A 16,392-nucleotide genomic window follows, 5' to 3' on the forward strand; every position below is an offset into this window, starting at 1 on the left:
ACTCACCCGTTCGCCACTCGCCACCAGGGTTGCCCCCGTGCTGCCGTTCGACTTGCATGTGTAAAGCATTCCGCCAGCGTTCAATCTGAGCCAGGATCAAACTCTACAGTTCGATCTTGATTTGTTGCCCCTTGCGGGGCCGCTCAAAAGGAATCGAAGTGAACTTCACTTCTCTTCAGTGAGCGTTTGTTGTTCCGAAGAACTTGGCAATCGCCATCAAACGCCCACGCTTATCGGCTGTATGTTGTTAACGAACCCTGCGGCGCCACCCGGCTCATCGCCTTGTTTTGCCTGACTCGCTGCGATCAGCGAAGCCTTGAATTATGACAGTTTTTTTGAAGCTCTGTCAAGCTCTTGCCGTTTTCTTTCCGCTTCCGCTTTGTTGTCGAAGCATTTGCGAATCGCTTCCGGCGAAGCCCTCAATTATGACAGATTTCTTGGAATCCTGTCAAACCCGAGGGTTTTTGCCGATATCGCCGCGCTTCGGTGCCCGCTAGGGCTGCCTGACGCTTCGTCATCAGCAGAGCCGTGGATTCTATACCGGTTTTTTCGCCCCGGTCAACCGCTCGGCTCTTCTTTTTCTTCGTTTCCCTGCCGACCCGGATGCGGCCGTGAGGCGCGCCGTCTTCATCAGCAGAGCCCATGACTATAGCACTTCGCAAGCCAACCCGACAACGCAGAAGCACATTCTTACGTGGCCGGCCGCCCGGAAGCGCCGGCCGCAATGGCCCAAGAGGGGCTTCCCGCACGCAGCGCCCAGGAGCGCGCTGCCCATAATGGCCCGCTCCATGGCGCTTCTCACTCTCCTCGATGCCCAGCTGGCCTATGGCCACCTTCCCTTGCTGGACCATGCGCAGTTCGCGCTGGATGCCGGCGAACGCGTGGGACTGATCGGCCGCAACGGGGCCGGCAAGTCTTCGTTGCTGAAGATCCTGGCCGGCCTGGAGCGCCCGGACGATGGAACCTTGCAGTTGCAGCAGGCCGTCCGGATCGCCTACGTCGCTCAAGAGCCGTCGCTGGACGAACAAGCCACGGTATTCGAGGTGGTGCGGCTCGGACTGGACGGCGTGCTGCAACTCATCGGCGAGTACACGCGGGGCGAAGGGGACCTGGACGCGCTGCAGGCGCGCATCGAATCGGCTGACGGCTGGAACTGGGAACAGCGGGTCCATGAGACGCTGCAGCGGCTGCACCTGGACCCTGCCGCTGCCATCGGCACGCTGTCCGGCGGGGTGCGCAAGCGCGTGGCGCTGGCCCAGGCGCTGGTCACGCGCCCCGACGTGCTGCTGCTGGACGAACCGACCAACCACCTGGACCTGGACGCCATCCAGTGGCTGGAGAACCTGCTGCTGGACTTCAAGGGCAGCGTGGTCGCCATCACCCACGATCGCGCGTTCCTCGATCGCGTCGCCACCCGCATCGTCGAGCTCGACCGGGGCCAGTTGCGCTCCTATCCCGGCAACTTCAGCCGCTACCAGGCCCTGAAGGAAGAGCAGCTGGCGCAAGAGGCGGTGGTCAACGCCAAGGCCGACAGGCTGCTGGCGCAGGAGGAAGTCTGGATCCGCAAGGGCGTGGAGGCCAGGCGTACCCGCGCCCAGGGGCGGATCAACCGGCTGCTGCACCTGCGTGAGCAGCGCGCGACACGGCGCGAGGCGGTCGGGCGGGTCCGGATGGAAGTGGCTTCGGGCGCGCCCAGCGGCAAGCTGGTGGCCGAACTGGAGAACGTGGACAAGGCCTTCGATGGCAAGCCCGTGGTGCGCGACTTCTCGGCGACCTTCCTGCGTGGCGACAGGGTGGGCCTGGTCGGCCCCAACGGCGCGGGAAAGACCACGCTGCTCAAACTCATCCTGGGCGAACTGACCCCCGACCGCGGCAAGCTGCGCCAGGGAGCCAACCTGCAGGTGGCCTACTTCGACCAGATGCGCAACGCGCTGGACCTCGACGCCACCCTGGAGGACTTCATCAGTCCCGGCAGCGAATGGATCGAGATCGGCCGCCAGCGCAAGCACGTCAAGAGCTACCTGGGCGATTTCCTGTTCTCGCCGGCGCGAGCGGCGTCTCCGGTGCGATCGCTGTCCGGGGGCGAGCGCAACCGGCTGCTGCTGGCGCGCCTGTTCGCGCGACCAGCCAACGTGCTGGTGCTGGACGAGCCCACCAACGACCTGGACATCGACACGCTGGAACTGCTGGAGGACCTGCTGCAGGACTACGACGGCACCGTGTTCCTGGTCAGCCACGACCGCGCCTTCCTCGACAACGTGGTGACCAGCATCGTCGCGCACGAAGGGGACGGCCGCTGGCGCGAATACGAAGGCGGCGTGCAGGACTGGCTGGAGCAATCGGAGCGCGCACGCTCGCTGGCCGCGGCACCGGCGCCCGCGGCCCGGCCCGCACGCGAAACCGAACGGGCACCCGAGCCACCGCCGGCGGCGGCCCCCGCCCGCCGCAAGCTCGGCTACAAGGAGCAGCGCGAACTGGAGGCCCTCCCCGGCCGCATCGACGCGCTGGAGCAGGAGCAGGCGTCGATCGCGGCCGAGCTCGCCGACGGCAGCCTCTATGCGCGGGACGCGGCGCGCGCCGTCCAGCTGGCCAGCCGCAGCAGCGAGATCGAAGACGAGTTGATGGCAACGCTCGAACGCTGGGAGGCGCTGGGCGGCGTGTAAGGCGCAGCTGTCTTCGATTGGCGGCTACGGCTGACCTGTGCGGCGCCCCGCCAGGCAGGCCCCGCATCTAAAGTGGCCCGGCGTGCATGCACGCCCACTTGGAGGACACCCCTGCAGCCGCCATCCCCAGCGACGCCGCGCGGCTGGCTCTGGCGCTGGCTCGCCTGCCTGGCGATGCTCAGCTGGGCCAGCGGCTGCGCCGGCCTGCCCAGCCAGGTCCCACAGACCCCCTCGCACGCCTTCGCGTCGCCCGAGCAGACCACGCTCGGTCAGCTCGCGAGCGCACGCCACACCCAGGCGGGCACGCGCGCCGGCTCCGGCTTCCTCCTGCTGGACAGCGTGGAGGCGGCGTTCACCAGCCGACTGGCCCTGCTCGACGGCGCCGAGCGCAGCCTGGACCTGCAGTACTACGCCATCCACGCGGATGCGAGCACCGCCGTGCTGCTCGATCGCATCCGGGCCGCCGCGCGCCGCGGCGTCCGGGTTCGCATCCTCCTGGACGACTTCAACTCGGTCGGCGAGGACGCGCAGGTGCTGCGGCTGGCGTTCGAGCCCGGCATCGAGCTGCGGCTGTTCAACCCGCTGGCCGGCTCGCGCCGATCGCTGCTCACCCGCATCCTGGGATCGCTGCCCGACGTGGACCGCATCCAGCAGCGCATGCACAACAAGCTGTTCATCGCGGACAACGCCTGGGGCATCACCGGCGGGCGCAACCTGGGGGACGCCTACTTCGGTGGCGATGGCAAGAGCGCTTTCGTCGACCTGGACGTGCTGGCGGCCGGCGCGATCGTCAGGCCGATGTCTGCCAGCTTCGACCGCTACTGGAACGACGAGCTGGCCTACCCCGTGCAGGCGTTGCTGTCGAAGAAGGACCTGGACCGCCTCCAGCAGGATGGCCGCTCTGCCGCCGGGCCGGGCGATGCCGGCATGCGTGCGCCGGCGCAGCCCGGACACCCGGGCGACCTGCCCGACTCCGGTGCCGCTGCCGACGCAAGATCCGTCCGAACTTTCGCCGCTCCGGCGGAGGCCACCCCTGCCGGCGCAGCCGCGGCGCGGCCCGCCATGGACCTGCGCCGGGTGCCGCTGGTCTGGGCACCCGCCGCGCTGCTGGTCGACGAGCCGGGCAAGATCGGCCCGGGCGACGACGAGGCCGACGCCGGCGAAACCGTGGTCGACGGCTTGCTGCAGCTGATGCAGCAGGCCCGCAGCGAGCTGACCATCATCTCGCCCTACTTCGTGCCGGGCCCGCAGATGATGGCCGTGTTCGCGCAGGTCCGCTCCCGCGGCGTCGCCATCCGCGTGCTGACCAACTCGCTGGCCTCCAACGACGCGCCGGCGGCGCATGCGGGCTACCGCCGCTACCGGCGCGACCTGCTGGCCCTGGGCATCGAGCTGCACGAGATGCGCGCGGATTCGCCGCCGGGCGCGCTCCAGGGCAGCGGCTTCGGCCTGGGCAGTGCGGCCGGCGGCTCCAAGAGCGGGGCCACCCGGGCCAGCCTGCATTCCAAGGCGGTGATCGTCGACCGGCGCCTGTCGGTGATCGGCTCCATGAACCTGGACCTGCGCTCGCACAAGCACAACAGCGAAGTGGCCTTGCTGATCCGCAGCCGCCGGCTGGCCGGGGCCGCCGTCGCCCTGATCGAGCGCTCGTTCGAGCAGGGCGCCTACCGGGTCGAACTGCAGGGCGGCGACCTGGTGTGGCGGGCCCCGCCCGGCGCAGCGTTCGGGGACGCCACGCACGAGCCCGACGCCGCGCTGCGCCTGCGCCTGCTGGTCGAACTGCTGGCGCCGTTCGCGCCCGACGAAATGCTCTGAAGGCCCGCTACATGCGGCGCACCAGTGCGGCGTACTTCTTCCAGAACGCGGCGTCCTGCGTGGTGGCGAAGTTGATCCGCATCAGCGTGCTCGGCTTGCGCTCGGCATGGAACAGCGCCCCCGGCGCCAGCAGGTAGCCCTCGTCCAGCATGCGCTGGGCCAGTGCGTCGGTGTCCACGCCGGTGTCCACCCAGCCGAACAGCCCGGCCGGCTCGGCCGCGAAGCGGCAGCCGGCACCGAGCGCCAGCTTCACGCTGCGGCTGCGGGCGGCATCCAGCCGCGTGCGGATGCGCTCGGCATGCCGGCGCAGTTGCCCCTGCTCGATGCACAGCGCCAGTGCGCGCTCCAGCAGCGCCGGCGTGGTCAGCGTGGACAGCAGCTTGGTGTCCAGCAGGCGCTCGACCAGGCCCGCGTTCGCCGCCAGGAAGCCGATGCGCCAATTGGGCGCCAGGATCTTGGCGAACCCGCTCACGTGGATGGTGCGCTGCAGCCCGTCGAGCGCGCACAGCCGGGTGGCGTGCTGGGGCGCGATGTGGCTGTAGGTGTCGTCCTCGACCACATGGAAGTCGTGGCGACTGGCCAGCTGCAGCAGGCGGTGCGCGCTGCCCGGCGACAGGCAGTGGCCGGTCGGGTTGTGCAGCACGCTCACGCTCACGTACAGCTTGGGTCGGTGCACTTCGCAGTAGCGCGCCATCACCTCCAGGTCCGGCCCGTCGGCGCGCCGCGGCACCGGCAGCAGGCGCATGCCCATGGCGGTCAGGCGCGCGAACTCCACCGCCCAGCCGGGCTCCTCGACCATCACCGGGTCGCCGGGGCGCAACAGGGCGCGGCTGACGATGTCGAGGGCATGGGTCGCGCCCACCGTGGTGATGATGTGCTCCGGCCCGGCATGCACGTTCAGGGTGGCCAGCTTGCGCGACAGCGCCAGCCGCAGCGTGCTGTCGCCCATCGGCTCGCCGTACTGCAGCGAGAAGGCCTGCAGCGCCCGGGTGCCGGTCACCTTGCGCACCGCGGCCGGCATGAAGGTCGATTCCATCCATTGCGGCGGGAAGGCGCCCATGCCGGGCTGGGGCTTGCTCCCCAGGCCATGGAACATGCCGCGGATCAGCGCCGTGGCATCGACCGGCGACGGCCGATGCGCCAGCCCGGCGGCAGCGTCGGCGCCGCCGCCGCCGGCAACGGGCGGCACGTCCGCGTGCTCGCGCAGGCCGAGTTCGCGCACGAAGAAGCCGCGGTTCTTGCGCGCCTCCACCAGCCCCTGCGCCAGCAGCTGGTCATAGGCCGCCACCACGGTCGACGGGCTCACGCCCTGCTGCTGCGCGCACAGGCGCACCGACGGCAGCCGCGCCCCCGGCGCCAGCAGGCGGTCGCGGATGCGCTGGGCGAAGCGGCCGGACAGCTGCTCGGTGAGCGATTGCGAGGACGATCGGGTCAGCATGGCGGTGTCGTGTATTGCCCGGTTCACCAATACAGATCCGAATCTGAGCCGGCCACGTGTACTGCCGGTGTACTGGTGACGCAGCTTACATTGGCCTTCATGCATCGGCAAGATCGCTCTTCTTTCCGCACCCTTGCGTCCCGCCGCGCCGCCGGGGCGCCGGCATGAGGCCGCAGGAGGTCCGCGGCCTCTGGCTGGGCTTCATCGGCGTGGCCGTGTTCGCCATGACGCTGCCCATGACCCGGCTGGCGGTCGGTACGCCGGAGGCGCCCCTGATGTCCGGCGTCTTCCTCGCGCTCGGCCGCGCCGTCGTGGCGACCGCGCTGTCCGCCGCCTTCCTGCTGGTCAGCCGCGCGCCGCTGCCGCGCCGCGGCGACTGGCTTGCGCTCGCGATCACCTCGGCCGGCGTGGTGTTCGGCTTTCCCCTGCTGACGTCGGTCGCCATGCGCCACGTCGAAGCCGTGCATGCCAGCGTGATCGTCGGCGTGCTGCCGCTGGCCACCGCCGCCGTCGGCGCGGCGCTGCACCGCCAGCGCCCCAGCGTCGCGTTCTGGGCCTGCGCCGCGCTGGGCAGTGCCCTGGTGGTGGGCTTCGCGCTGCTGCGCAGCGGCGGCACCGCGCTGCACACGGCCGACCTGCTGCTGCTGGCGGGCATGGCCTGCGCCGCGGTGGGCTACGGCTACGGTGCCCGCCTGTCGCAGCGCATGAGGGCCGAGCACGTGATCTGCTGGGCGCTGCTGATCGCGCTGCCGATCACCTTGCCGCTGGCGCTGCTCACGCGGCCCCAGGCGGCGCTGCCGGCATCGGCGTGGTGGGCCTTCGGCTACGTGGGCGTGTTCTCCATGTGGCTGGGCTTCTTCGCCTGGTACCGCGGCCTGGCCCTGGGCGGCACGGTGCGCGTCAGCCAGGTGCAGCTGGTCCAGCCCTTCCTCAGCATGCTGTTCGCCGTGCCCCTGCTCGGCGAGTCGATCGATGCGGTCACGCTGGGCTTCGCCCTGGCCGTCATCGCCACCGTCTTCATCGGCCGCAAGATGCCGGTGCATCCACGCGCCACCCCGGAGCCTGCATGAATCCCAACGACCTGCCTTCCCCCTGGGTGCTGGCGCGGCGCGCCGCCCGCATGAACCCTTCGGTGATCCGCGAGATCCTGAAGGTCACCGAGCGCCCGGGCATCATCAGCTTCGCCGGCGGCCTGCCCTCCCCGGCCACCTTTCCGGTCGGCGAGTTCGCGACCGCGAGCGCCCGGGTGCTGCAGCAGGACGGCCCTGCCGCGCTGCAGTACGCGGCCAGCGAAGGCTTCGCGCCGCTGCGCGAGAAGGTGGCGGCGATGCTGCCCTGGCCGGTCGACCCCGGCCAGGTGCTGATCACCACCGGCTCGCAGCAAGCCCTGGACCTGGTGGCCAAGGTGCTCGTCGACCCCGGCTCGCGCGTGCTGGTGGAAACGCCGACCTACCTGGGCGCGCTGCAGGCCTTCGCGACCCAGGAGCCGGAAATCGTGGGCGTGCACGGCGACGACGAAGGCGTGCTGCCGGACGACCTGCGCGCCAAGGCGGCGGGGGCCCGGTTCCTCTACCTGCTGCCGAACTTCCAGAACCCGACCGGCCGCACCATGAGCGAAGCGCGCCGCGCCGGACTGGCCGAACTGGCCACCGAGCTGCGCCTGCCGCTCGTCGAGGACAACCCCTATGGCGACCTCTGGTTCGACCAGCCGCCGCCCCTGCCGCTGTCGGCCCGCCGCCCCGACCACTGCGTGTACCTCGGCTCCTTCTCCAAGGTGCTGGCGCCCGGGCTGCGCCTGGGCTTCCTGGTGGCGCCGGCTCCGCTGTACCCGAAACTGCTGCAGGCCAAGCAGGCCGCCGACCTGCACAGTCCCGGCTTCGACCAGCGCATGGCAGCCCAGGTCGTCGCCGGCGACTTCCTCGATCGCCACGTGCCGCGCATCCGCGCGCTGTATCGTTCGCAGCGCGATGCGATGGTGGCGGCACTGCAGCGGGAAACCGGCGGGCTGGGCGTGGAGTGGAACGTGCCGGGCGGCGGCATGTTCCTGTGGGCGCGGCTGCCGCCCGGCCTGAATGCGCTGGAACTGCTGCCGCGGGCGGTCGAGGCCGGCGTGGCCTTCGTGCCGGGCGCTGCCTTCCATGCCGGGGACAGCGAGGACGGCCAAGCGCTTCGGACCTTGCGCCTGTCGTTCGTCACCGCCAGCGCAGCCGAGATCGACCGGGGCATCGCCACCCTGGCCGCGACCATCCGCCAGGCCGCCGGGGCCTGACCCGTCCACGCATCCGTCGAGGAAAAGCCGCCATGCGCAGCCGCCGCTTCCAGCAGGTCGACGTCTTCACCGCGACCCCCTACCTGGGCAACCCGCTCGCCGTCGTGCTGGACGGCAGCGGCCTGACGCCGCAGCAGATGCAGGCCTTCACCGACTGGACCAACCTGTCGGAGGCCACGTTCCTGCTGCCGCCCGAGCACCCGCAGGCCGACTACCGGGTACGGATCTTCTGCCCGGGGCGCGAACTGCCCTTTGCCGGCCACCCCACCCTCGGCAGCTGCCATGCCTGGCTGGGCGCCGGCGGCCGCCCCAAGGGCGGGTCCATCGTGCAGGAATGCGGCGTCGGCCTGGTGCGCATCCGGCGCGACGACGCCTCCGGCCGGCTCGCTTTCGCCGCGCCGCCGCTACGCAAGAGCAGCCCGCTGCCCGATGCGGAAGTCGAGCGGATCGCCCGCGGGCTGGGCATCCCGCGCGCAGACATCGCCGCCCACGCCTGGTGCGACAACGGCCCGAACTGGCGTGGCATCCTGCTGCGCGACGCCGGGCAGGTGCTGGCCCTGAGGCCCGACCCCGCCGTGCTCGCCGGACTGGACGTGGGCGTCATCGGACCGCGCGGCAAGGTCGGCGTGATCGGGCCGCGTGCGGCCGGCGACGACTGCGCCTTCGAGGTGCGTGCCTTCTTCCCCGGCAACCACGGCATGGCCGAGGATCCGGTCACCGGCAGCCTGAACGCGGCGCTGGCGCAATGGCTGATCGGCGCCGGCCTCGCGCCCGAGCGCTACGTCGCCGCGCAGGGCACGGCGCTCGGGCGCGCCGGCCGCGTCCACGTGGAGCGCATGGCCGACGGCGAGATCTGGATCGGCGGCCACTCGGTCACCTGCATCTCGGGCGAGGTGCAATTGTGAGCAGCGGCGGTGCCCGCATCGACCACCTCGTGGTGGTGGCCGACACGCTGGAGCAGGGCGCTGCGTGGTGCGAACGGACGCTGGGCGTGGCGTCCGGCCCCGGTGGCGAACACGCGCTGATGGGCACCCACAACCGGCTGCTGCGCATCGCGACCGTCGACTTCCCGCAGGCCTATTTCGAGCTCATCGCGCGCAACCCGGGCGCACCCGTGCCGGCGCGCACGCGCTGGTTCGACATGGACCAGCCGGCCCAGCAGGCGACGGTGCGCGCGCAGGGGCCCCGGTTGGCGCATTGGGTGGCTCGCGTGCCGGACCTGGATGCGGCGCTCGCCGCGTGGCGACGACAGGGCATCGAGCGCGGCGAGGCCGTCGAAGCCTCGCGCGAGACGCCGCGCGGGCTGCTGCGCTGGCGCATCAGCGTCCGCCCGGACGGCCGGCGCCTGTTCGACGGCTGCCTGCCGACCCTGATCGAGTGGGAAGGCACGCATCCGGCCGCCGGGATGCCCGAATGCGGCGTCACGCTGCACGCCCTCGCACTCCAGCATCCGCAAGCGGGCCTGCTGGGGCAGGCGCTGGCGGCCATCGGCATGGACAACGTGGGGCTGGACCAGGGCCCGGCCAACCTGTGCGCCACCCTGCGAACCCCCCGGGGCGTGATCCGCCTCGAATCCTCGGGACTCTGACCATGCGCTTTTCCACCGAGGAGATCGAGGCCGCGCGCCGCACGGTCTACGCGCAGCTGCCACCCACGCCCCAGTACGCCTGGCCGATGCTGCGCCGGCGGCTCGGGCTGGACCTGTGGGTCAAGCACGAGAACCACACCGCCGTCGGCGCCTTCAAGGTGCGCGGCGGCCTGACCTATTTCGAGGCGCTGGCCCGGACACGGCCGGCCGTGCGCGGCGTGATCAGCGCCACGCGCGGCAACCATGGGCAATCGGTGGGGTTCGCGGCGCGGCTGCACGGCTGGCCGGCCACCATCGTGGTGCCGCACGGCAACTCGCTGGAGAAGAATGCGGCCATGCGCACCCTGGGCGTGGAACTGGTCGAACACGGCGGCGACTTCCAGGCGGCGCGCGAGCACGCCATCGAGCTGGCGCAGCAGCGCGGGCTGCACATGGTCCCCTCGTTCCACCGCGACCTGATCCGTGGCGTGGCGACCTACTGGCTGGAGTTCTTCGAGAGCTTTGCCCGCGGCGGCGAGCCCGACGTGGTGTTCGTGCCCATCGGCCAGGGTTCCGGGTTCTGCGCCGCAGCGGCGGCCCGGGCCCGGACCGGCGCCCGCACCGAGCTGATCGGCGTGGTGTCCGCGCACGCCACCACCTACCTCGATTCCTGGCGCGCGGGCCGCGTCGTGGCCGCGCCGGCGACGACCGAGCTGGCCGACGGCATCGCCTGCCGCATCGCCGACGAGGAGGCGCTGGCGGTGCTGCAGCGCGAGGCCGCCGACGTGGTGGCGGTGAGCGACGACGAGGTCGCCGCGGCCATGCGCATCCTGTTCCACGACACCCACAACGTGGCCGAAGGGGCGGGCGCGGCCGGACTCGCCGCGGCGCTGCAGCAGCGGGCGCGCTGGGCCGGCCGCAGCGTCGGCGTGCCCATCACCGGGGGCAACGTCGACAGCGCCGTGTTCGCCCGCGTGCTGGCCGCCCCGTCGGCCCCGTCCTACACCGGCTCAGGCACGCCCGGCCTAGAGTGAACCCCCCGCGCCGCCGGGCGCCGGGAGACGTCCATGGATCGTGTCACGGGGCCGTTCGACGGCCGTTGGGTCGCCAGTTCCGCCAGCGAGATCGGCGCCGGCAGCGGCCGCTACCTCGGGTTCGCCAAGGTCTGTTGCAGCCGGCCCGGCAGCTTCTGGCTGGCCACCCTGTGCGAGCAGCCAGGGTGTTGCGCCCACCTGTGCGGCGGCGGCCTGTTCGACACGCCGCAGGCCGCCATGGCCAGCGCCGAACTGCTGGCCGCCAACCACATCCGACCCTGCGCGGCAATGGCCGACGGCAGGGCGGATGGCGCCACCGGCGCCGTGCACGCCGCCTGCTGATCCGCAGCCAGCACAGGGGATCCGCCCGCTGGCGGGCGTCCAGGGCAGCGGCCGGCCGCCGTCGCGGGCGGGACCGCCGGCTGCGGGGCGCCGCAACAGAATCCGTGCGATGGGAACCCTGTACCTCGTGCGCCACGGCCAGGCCTCGTTCGGGGCCGACGACTACGACCAGCTCAGCGAACTGGGGCAGCGCCAGAGCGTTCGCCTGGGCGAGTACTTCGCCCGCCAGGGCATCCACTTCGACGGCCTGATCGCCGGCACGCTGCGCCGCCACCGGCAGACCCTGGCCGGCATCCTGCAGGGCATGGGCCGGGCCGGCGAGCCGCTGGACTGGGAGGGGCTGAACGAATACGACAGCGAGGCCGTGATCGCCGCCGTCCACCCGGAGCCGCTGCAGCGGCCGGACTCGCCCGAGGCCTATCGCCACCACTTCCGCCTGTTGCGCGACGGCCTGGCGCAGTGGATGGCCGGCTCCGCCAGCCCGCGCGGCATGCCGACCTGGGCCGGGTTCCTCGCCGGCGTGGCCGGCGCCCTCGACCATGTGCGTGCCAACCATTACGGGCAGAACGTGCTGGTCGTGAGCAGCGGCGGGCCGATCGCCGCGGCGGTCGGGCACGTGCTGGACGCATCGCCGCAGGCCACCATCGAGCTGAACATGCGCATCCGCAACACCGGGGTGACCGAATTCGCCTTCACGCCCAGGCGGCACTCGCTGGTCAGCTTCAACGGCCTGCCGCACCTGGATGCGCCCGGGCTGCGCGACTGGATCACCTACGCTTGAGCCCCCGCCCTGCCGGGCGCCACGGAGGCCCGGTGCCGGCGAAGGAATCGGGCCTTGCCCTAGACTGCCTGCATGAGCAGCGCGAACGAGGGCACCCCCTGGCAGGTGATCTGCCTGTGCGCCGCGTGGTGCCGCACGTGCGGCGAATGGGCCGCCGGCTTCGATGCGCTGGCGGCCGCCCATCCCCAGGCACGCTTCGCCTGGGTCGACGTGGAGGACGAAGCCGACGCGATGGGCGAGGTCGACATCGAGACCTTCCCCACCCTGCTGGTGGCACACGGCGCGCAGGCCCGCTTCTTCGGACCGGTGCAGCCCTCTTCGGCGCAGGTGGGACGCCTGCTCGACGCCCTCCTCGCGGACGATCGGCCGGCACCCGCCACCGCGCCGGACGCCACCGCACTGCTGCATCGCCTGCAAGCCCGCGTGCTTCCAAAAAGCTAGCAGCCGATACAGGCCTTGTCTGGATGTAACCCGGCAAGGTCCCTTCCTACAGCGCTCGGCTCAAGGGCCTGACGAGCGTTCCTCTGCTTTGCAAGCCCAATCCGATGCATGGCGGGCGCAGCGCCCCCATGCCTCTCTTCCCACGCTTTTTCCAGGAGTACCCAGATGGCATCGAACAATCAAGGCAACGGTGGCAAGTCGAACCGCGGGTTCGCTTCGATGGATCCGGATCGCCAGCGCCAGATCGCCAGCGAGGGCGGCAAGGCGGCTCACGAAAAGGGAACCGCGCACGAGTTCACGTCCGAGGAAGCCCGCGAGGCCGGCCGCAAGGGCGGCCAGGCACGCAGCGCCAATCGCAAGAAGAGCGCGCAGTAAGGCTGCGCGGCGAAGCGGCGCGCGGCTCCAGGGCCACCCCGGCGGGTGGCCCTTTTTGGTTGGCGTGGCGCCAGCCGCTTCAGGTGCCGCCGACGTACGGATTGCTGCGCCGCTCGCGCCCGAAGGTGCTCTCCGGGCCGTGGCCGGGGACGAACACGGTGTCGTCTCCCATCGGCCAGAGGCGCTCCACGATGCTCGCGATCAGCGTGTCGTGGTCCCCGCCGGGGAAGTCGGTGCGGCCTATGCTGCCGGCGAACAGCACGTCGCCGACGAAGGCGCGCCCCAGGTCGGGCGAATGGAATACCACGTGGCCCGGCGTGTGTCCCGGGCAATGGCGCACCTGCAGCGTGTGCGCGCCCAGCGTGACGGTGTCGCCGTCCTCCAGCCAGCGCACCGGCGTGAACGCCTCGGCCGGCGGAAAGCCGAACATGCTGCTTTGCTGCGGCAGCGCGTCGATCCAGAACTGGTCGCCGCGGTGCGGGCCGATGATGGGCAACTGCAGCCGGCGCGCCAGTTCTCCAGCGGCGCCGGCGTGGTCGATGTGGGCGTGGGTGAGCCAGATCTGGCGCAGCGAGAGCCCCAGCGCCTGCACCTGCTGCAGCAGGACGTCCAGGTCGCCGCCGGGATCGATGACGGCGGCTTCCATCGTCTGGTCGTCCCAGACGATGGAGCAGTTCTGGGCAAAAGGCGTGACGGGGACGGTGCGGTAGCGGAGCATGGCGCGATTGTCCCCGCCCGGCGCCGTGCCGCGCCGCGCCGCGTCAACCCTTCTGCTTGTGCGCCGGCCGTCCCGAGCGGTCCGGCTCGGCGGGGGACGAAATGTCGCCCAGCGACAGGCCCACGTCCTCCTCGTCCTCCGGGCTCTTGACGGCGATGTCGCCGATCGACAGGATGCCCACCAGCCGGTCCTGTGCATCGACCACCGGCATGCGCCGGATCTGGGCGTTGGACATCTCGGTGAGCACCTCGTCCACGTCGTCGTCCTGGCGCGCGGTGCGCACGTGGCCGCTCATCACGTCGGCCAGCTTGCAGGCCTTCGGGTCGGCGTCGCGCGCCAGCCCGCGCACCACGATGTCGCGGTCGGTCACCATGCCGCACAGGCGGTCGCCGTCGCACACCGGCACCACGCCCACGTTGAGTTCGTCCATCACCTTGGCCGCATCCACCAGCGTGTCCTGCGGGGTCATGCTGCGCGGATTGCGCGTCATCACGTCTGCCACGGTTGCCATCGTTCGCTCCTGGTTGGCGCCGGCGCCAGCCGCCGGCTTGCGCACCAATCTACGCAGCGCGGCGGCAATAGCCATCGGCGCCCTCGCAAGCTGCCGTAGGACGCGAATGACGAAGACGCGACAGGCTCAGTCGCGAAGAAGGGGGCGCTCGACCAGCGTGGACAGCGGCACCTGCGCCACTTCCTGCAGCAGCCGCGCCAGCTGGCGCCCGGCCGCGTCGACCACTGCGCGGCCCTTGTCCGCGCTGGCCAGCGCGGCATTGCCGGCGGCGCCCTGCGGGTTGTAGTCCTGCATCTGCCAGCCCAGCTTGGCCGAACGGCCGTTGCCCAGCAGCTCGAAGCGCCCGGCGCGGTCCTGCGAGGTGGAGCGGAAGTCCCGCGCCTGCCCCATGTCCACGAACTGCGGGCGCAGCGCCAGCATCATCGAGGTCTCGATGTCGCCGGCATGGATGCCGAAGCGGTGCTCCTGGGCGCCGAACAGCGCGTCGACCGGGTCGCCCAGCGGCAGGTCGAACCAGTTGCAGCTGAACACCAGCAGCTCGCAGCGCTCGCGCAGGTCGCGCGCCACGATGTCCGTCACGCCCACCTGGCCGCCGTGCGCGTTGAACAGCACCAGCTTGCGCACGCCGGCGCGCGCCACCGACTCGCCGATCTCGGTCCACAGCCGGATCGCGGTCTCGGCCGACAGCGTCAGCGTGCCGGGAAAGCGGATGTGCTCGTTGCTCTTGCCCACCGCCTGGGTTGGCAGGAACAGCACCGGCAAGTCGGCCGGCAGGTGCGGCAGGCTGGCCGCCACCACGCCGTCGACCAGCGTCGCGTCCACGCTCACCGGCAGGTGCGGGCCATGCTGCTCGGTCGCCGCCACCGGCAGCACCGCGACGACGTCCGCCGCCGCGCCGCAGGCCTGCAGGCGGGCGAACTCGCGGGTGCTCAGGTCGGACCAGAAGCGGGAGGGCAGCGGCATGGCGCCATGGTAGCGGGCGCGGGCGACCCGCACCGCTGCCGACCCGAGCCACCCCGCCCGCCCTATGGCGTGACGGCAGCGACCGTCGCAGTCTGCCTCGACTCAGCGGGCCGGAGCCACCCGCCACACCGCGTTGCCCACGTCGTCGGCCACCAGCAGCGCCCCCTTGCCATCCAGCGCCACGCCGGCCGGCCGGCCGTGCGCCTTGCCGTCCTCGCTGAGGAATCCCGTCAGGAACGCTTGCGGCGGCCCCGACGGCCGGCCGTCCGAGAACGGCACGAACACCACGTCGTAGCCGGCCAGCTCCTTGCGGTTCCACGAGCCGTGCCGTCCGATGAAGGCGCCGCTCGCGTAGGGAGCGGTCATGCGCGCATCGGAAAACACCAGTCCCAGCGGAGCCACGTGGGAGCCCAGCCCGTAGTCCGGCGCGATCGCCTGGGCCACCCTGTCGGGCCGCGGCGGCTTCACGCGCTCGTCCACGTGCTGCCCCCAATAGCTCCAGGGCCAGCCGTAGAACGCACCCTCCTTGACCGAGGTCAGGTAGTCGGGCACCAGGTCGTCGCCCAGCTCGTCGCGCTCGTTCACCACGGTCCACAGGACCTTGCTCCGGGGCTCCCAGCCCAGGCCGTTGGGGTTGCGCAGGCCGGTGGCGAACAGGCGCTTGGCGCCGGTGGCGCGGTCGACCTCCCAGATCGCGGCGCGGCCTTCCTCGGCGGCCAGGCCGTTGTCGCCGGCGTTGCTGTTGGACCCGACCGTCGCATACAGCTTGCTGCCGTCGGCGCTGGCCAGGATGTTCTTGGTCCAGTGGTGGTTGGCGCCGGCGGGCAGGTCGGTCAGCTTCGCGGGCGTGGCCGTCACCCGTGTCTGCCCGGCCTGGTAGGGCACCTTGACGATGGCGTCGGCGTTGGCCACGAACAGTTCCTGGCCCACCAGCGCCATGCCGAACGGCGAGTGCAGCCCGCTCAGGAACACGCTGCGCGTCTCGGCCACGCCGTCGCCGTCCGCATCGCGCAGCAGGGTGATGCGGTCGGCGCTGGGCACGCCGGCGCCGGCCCGCTTCATCACCAGTTCCATCGCCTTGCCGCGCACGCCCTCGGAATGGACGTTCTTCTCGCCCGGCTGGGGCTCGGGCTTGTTGCTCTCGGCCACCAGCACGTCGCCGTTGGGCAGGGTGTACACCCAGCGGGGGTGGTCCAGTCCGGTCGCGAGCGCCGTCACCCGGAAGCCGGCCGGCGCTGCCGGCCTGGCGCCCTGGGGCCATCCCTGGGCCGGCGCGATGTTCACCGTGGGGACCAGGCCGCTGTCCTGCGGCGCCGGCAGAGACGGGTCGGGGCCGGTGCCGGCCAGCGGCCCCTGCGCGACGGCGCCCGATGCACAGGCAGCCACCGTGCAGGCAACCGCCAGCGCCAGCGAAGCGAGGGGGGTAGCTGCTTGCATGGCCGCAGTGTGGGCGTGCCCCTCCGCCGGGCCCTGTC

At 71.6% G+C, this 16,392-nt stretch carries 17 protein-coding genes and 1 rRNA gene; 11 read left to right on the forward strand and 7 right to left on the reverse strand.

Going from position 1 to position 16,392, the window contains the following annotated elements; genetic code table 11:
- Both V6M57_RS06490 and V6M57_RS06495 read right to left on the reverse strand, forming a co-directional pair.
- A 16S ribosomal RNA gene (locus V6M57_RS06490) occupies positions 1-112 on the reverse strand; the annotation flags it as partial.
- Positions 113-419: 307 nt separating this feature from the next.
- The gene (locus V6M57_RS06495; RefSeq protein ID WP_332814178.1) at positions 420-644 is read right to left on the reverse strand and encodes a hypothetical protein; all 225 of its coding nucleotides are present in this window, start codon (positions 642-644) and stop codon (positions 420-422) included.
- Between the two features lie 144 nt (positions 645-788).
- Between V6M57_RS06495 and V6M57_RS06500 the strand changes: the two genes are divergently transcribed.
- Both V6M57_RS06500 and V6M57_RS06505 read left to right on the forward strand, forming a co-directional pair.
- Positions 789-2,663 carry an ATP-binding cassette domain-containing protein gene (locus V6M57_RS06500; RefSeq protein ID WP_332814179.1) on the forward strand — a complete coding sequence of 625 codons (1,875 nt, stop codon included), beginning with the start codon at positions 789-791 and terminating at the stop codon, positions 2,661-2,663.
- A gap of 174 nt (positions 2,664-2,837) precedes the next feature.
- A complete protein-coding gene (locus V6M57_RS06505; protein WP_332814180.1) occupies positions 2,838-4,478 on the forward strand; it encodes a phospholipase D-like domain-containing protein in 1,641 nt (546 codons plus the stop codon).
- A gap of 7 nt (positions 4,479-4,485) precedes the next feature.
- Here the strand turns inward: V6M57_RS06505 and V6M57_RS06510 are convergent, their stop codons facing one another.
- Positions 4,486-5,916, reverse strand: a complete 1,431-nt coding sequence (locus V6M57_RS06510) for an aminotransferase-like domain-containing protein (protein ID WP_332814181.1) — start codon at positions 5,914-5,916, stop codon at positions 4,486-4,488.
- A 164-nt stretch (positions 5,917-6,080) separates the two neighbouring features.
- On the opposite strand from V6M57_RS06510, the gene V6M57_RS06515 reads away from it, so the two are divergent.
- The 9 genes from V6M57_RS06515 to V6M57_RS06555 all read left to right on the forward strand — a co-directional run bounded on the left by V6M57_RS06515 (position 6,081) and on the right by V6M57_RS06555 (position 12,725).
- Positions 6,081-6,986 (forward strand): DMT family transporter, encoded by a 906-nt coding sequence (locus tag V6M57_RS06515; RefSeq protein WP_332814182.1) that lies wholly within the window; start codon positions 6,081-6,083, stop codon positions 6,984-6,986.
- Entirely contained in the window at positions 6,983-8,185 is a 1,203-nt protein-coding gene (locus tag V6M57_RS06520; protein ID WP_332814183.1) for an aminotransferase-like domain-containing protein, read from the forward strand. The genes V6M57_RS06515 and V6M57_RS06520 overlap by 4 nt, the downstream gene beginning before the upstream one ends.
- A 32-nt stretch (positions 8,186-8,217) precedes the next feature.
- Positions 8,218-9,090 (forward strand): PhzF family phenazine biosynthesis protein, encoded by an 873-nt coding sequence (locus V6M57_RS06525; RefSeq protein ID WP_332814184.1) that lies wholly within the window; start codon positions 8,218-8,220, stop codon positions 9,088-9,090.
- Positions 9,087-9,773 (forward strand): VOC family protein, encoded by a 687-nt coding sequence (locus V6M57_RS06530; protein ID WP_332814185.1) that lies wholly within the window; start codon positions 9,087-9,089, stop codon positions 9,771-9,773. The genes V6M57_RS06525 and V6M57_RS06530 overlap by 4 nt, the downstream gene beginning before the upstream one ends.
- 2 nt (positions 9,774-9,775) lie before the next feature.
- Positions 9,776-10,786 (forward strand): threonine dehydratase, encoded by a 1,011-nt coding sequence (locus tag V6M57_RS06535; protein WP_332814186.1) that lies wholly within the window; start codon positions 9,776-9,778, stop codon positions 10,784-10,786.
- 33 nt (positions 10,787-10,819) lie between these two features.
- Positions 10,820-11,128, forward strand: coding sequence for a hypothetical protein (locus V6M57_RS06540; protein ID WP_332814187.1), 309 nt, complete (start codon positions 10,820-10,822; stop codon positions 11,126-11,128).
- Positions 11,129-11,237: 109 nt separating this feature from the next.
- Complete coding sequence (locus V6M57_RS06545; protein ID WP_332814188.1) at positions 11,238-11,909, forward strand: histidine phosphatase family protein; 672 nt, start codon at positions 11,238-11,240, stop codon at positions 11,907-11,909.
- 72 nt (positions 11,910-11,981) lie between these two features.
- Positions 11,982-12,350 carry a thioredoxin domain-containing protein gene (locus tag V6M57_RS06550; RefSeq protein ID WP_332814189.1) on the forward strand — a complete coding sequence of 123 codons (369 nt, stop codon included), beginning with the start codon at positions 11,982-11,984 and terminating at the stop codon, positions 12,348-12,350.
- 165 nt (positions 12,351-12,515) lie between these two features.
- Positions 12,516-12,725: a KGG domain-containing protein gene (locus V6M57_RS06555; RefSeq protein WP_332814190.1), complete on the forward strand. Its 210-nt coding sequence runs from the start codon at positions 12,516-12,518 to the stop codon at positions 12,723-12,725.
- 79 nt (positions 12,726-12,804) lie between these two features.
- On the opposite strand, the gene V6M57_RS06560 is transcribed toward V6M57_RS06555, so the two are convergent.
- The 4 genes from V6M57_RS06560 to V6M57_RS06575 all read right to left on the reverse strand — a co-directional run bounded on the left by V6M57_RS06560 (position 12,805) and on the right by V6M57_RS06575 (position 16,354).
- Complete coding sequence (locus tag V6M57_RS06560) at positions 12,805-13,443, reverse strand: MBL fold metallo-hydrolase (RefSeq protein WP_332814191.1); 639 nt, start codon at positions 13,441-13,443, stop codon at positions 12,805-12,807.
- A 43-nt stretch (positions 13,444-13,486) separates the two neighbouring features.
- On the reverse strand, positions 13,487-13,954 hold the full coding sequence (locus V6M57_RS06565; RefSeq protein ID WP_332814192.1) for a CBS domain-containing protein: 468 nt from the start codon (positions 13,952-13,954) through the stop codon (positions 13,487-13,489).
- A gap of 126 nt (positions 13,955-14,080) precedes the next feature.
- The gene (locus V6M57_RS06570) at positions 14,081-14,917 is read right to left on the reverse strand and encodes a creatininase family protein (protein WP_332814193.1); all 837 of its coding nucleotides are present in this window, start codon (positions 14,915-14,917) and stop codon (positions 14,081-14,083) included.
- Positions 14,918-15,019: 102 nt separating this feature from the next.
- Positions 15,020-16,354: a PQQ-dependent sugar dehydrogenase gene (locus V6M57_RS06575; protein ID WP_332814194.1), complete on the reverse strand. Its 1,335-nt coding sequence runs from the start codon at positions 16,352-16,354 to the stop codon at positions 15,020-15,022.
- Positions 16,355-16,392: the final 38 nt, after the last annotated feature.

Origin of the sequence: Ramlibacter sp., assembly GCF_036676645.1 — a bacterium.
Taxonomy (GTDB): Bacteria; Pseudomonadota; Gammaproteobacteria; order Burkholderiales; family Burkholderiaceae_C; genus Ramlibacter.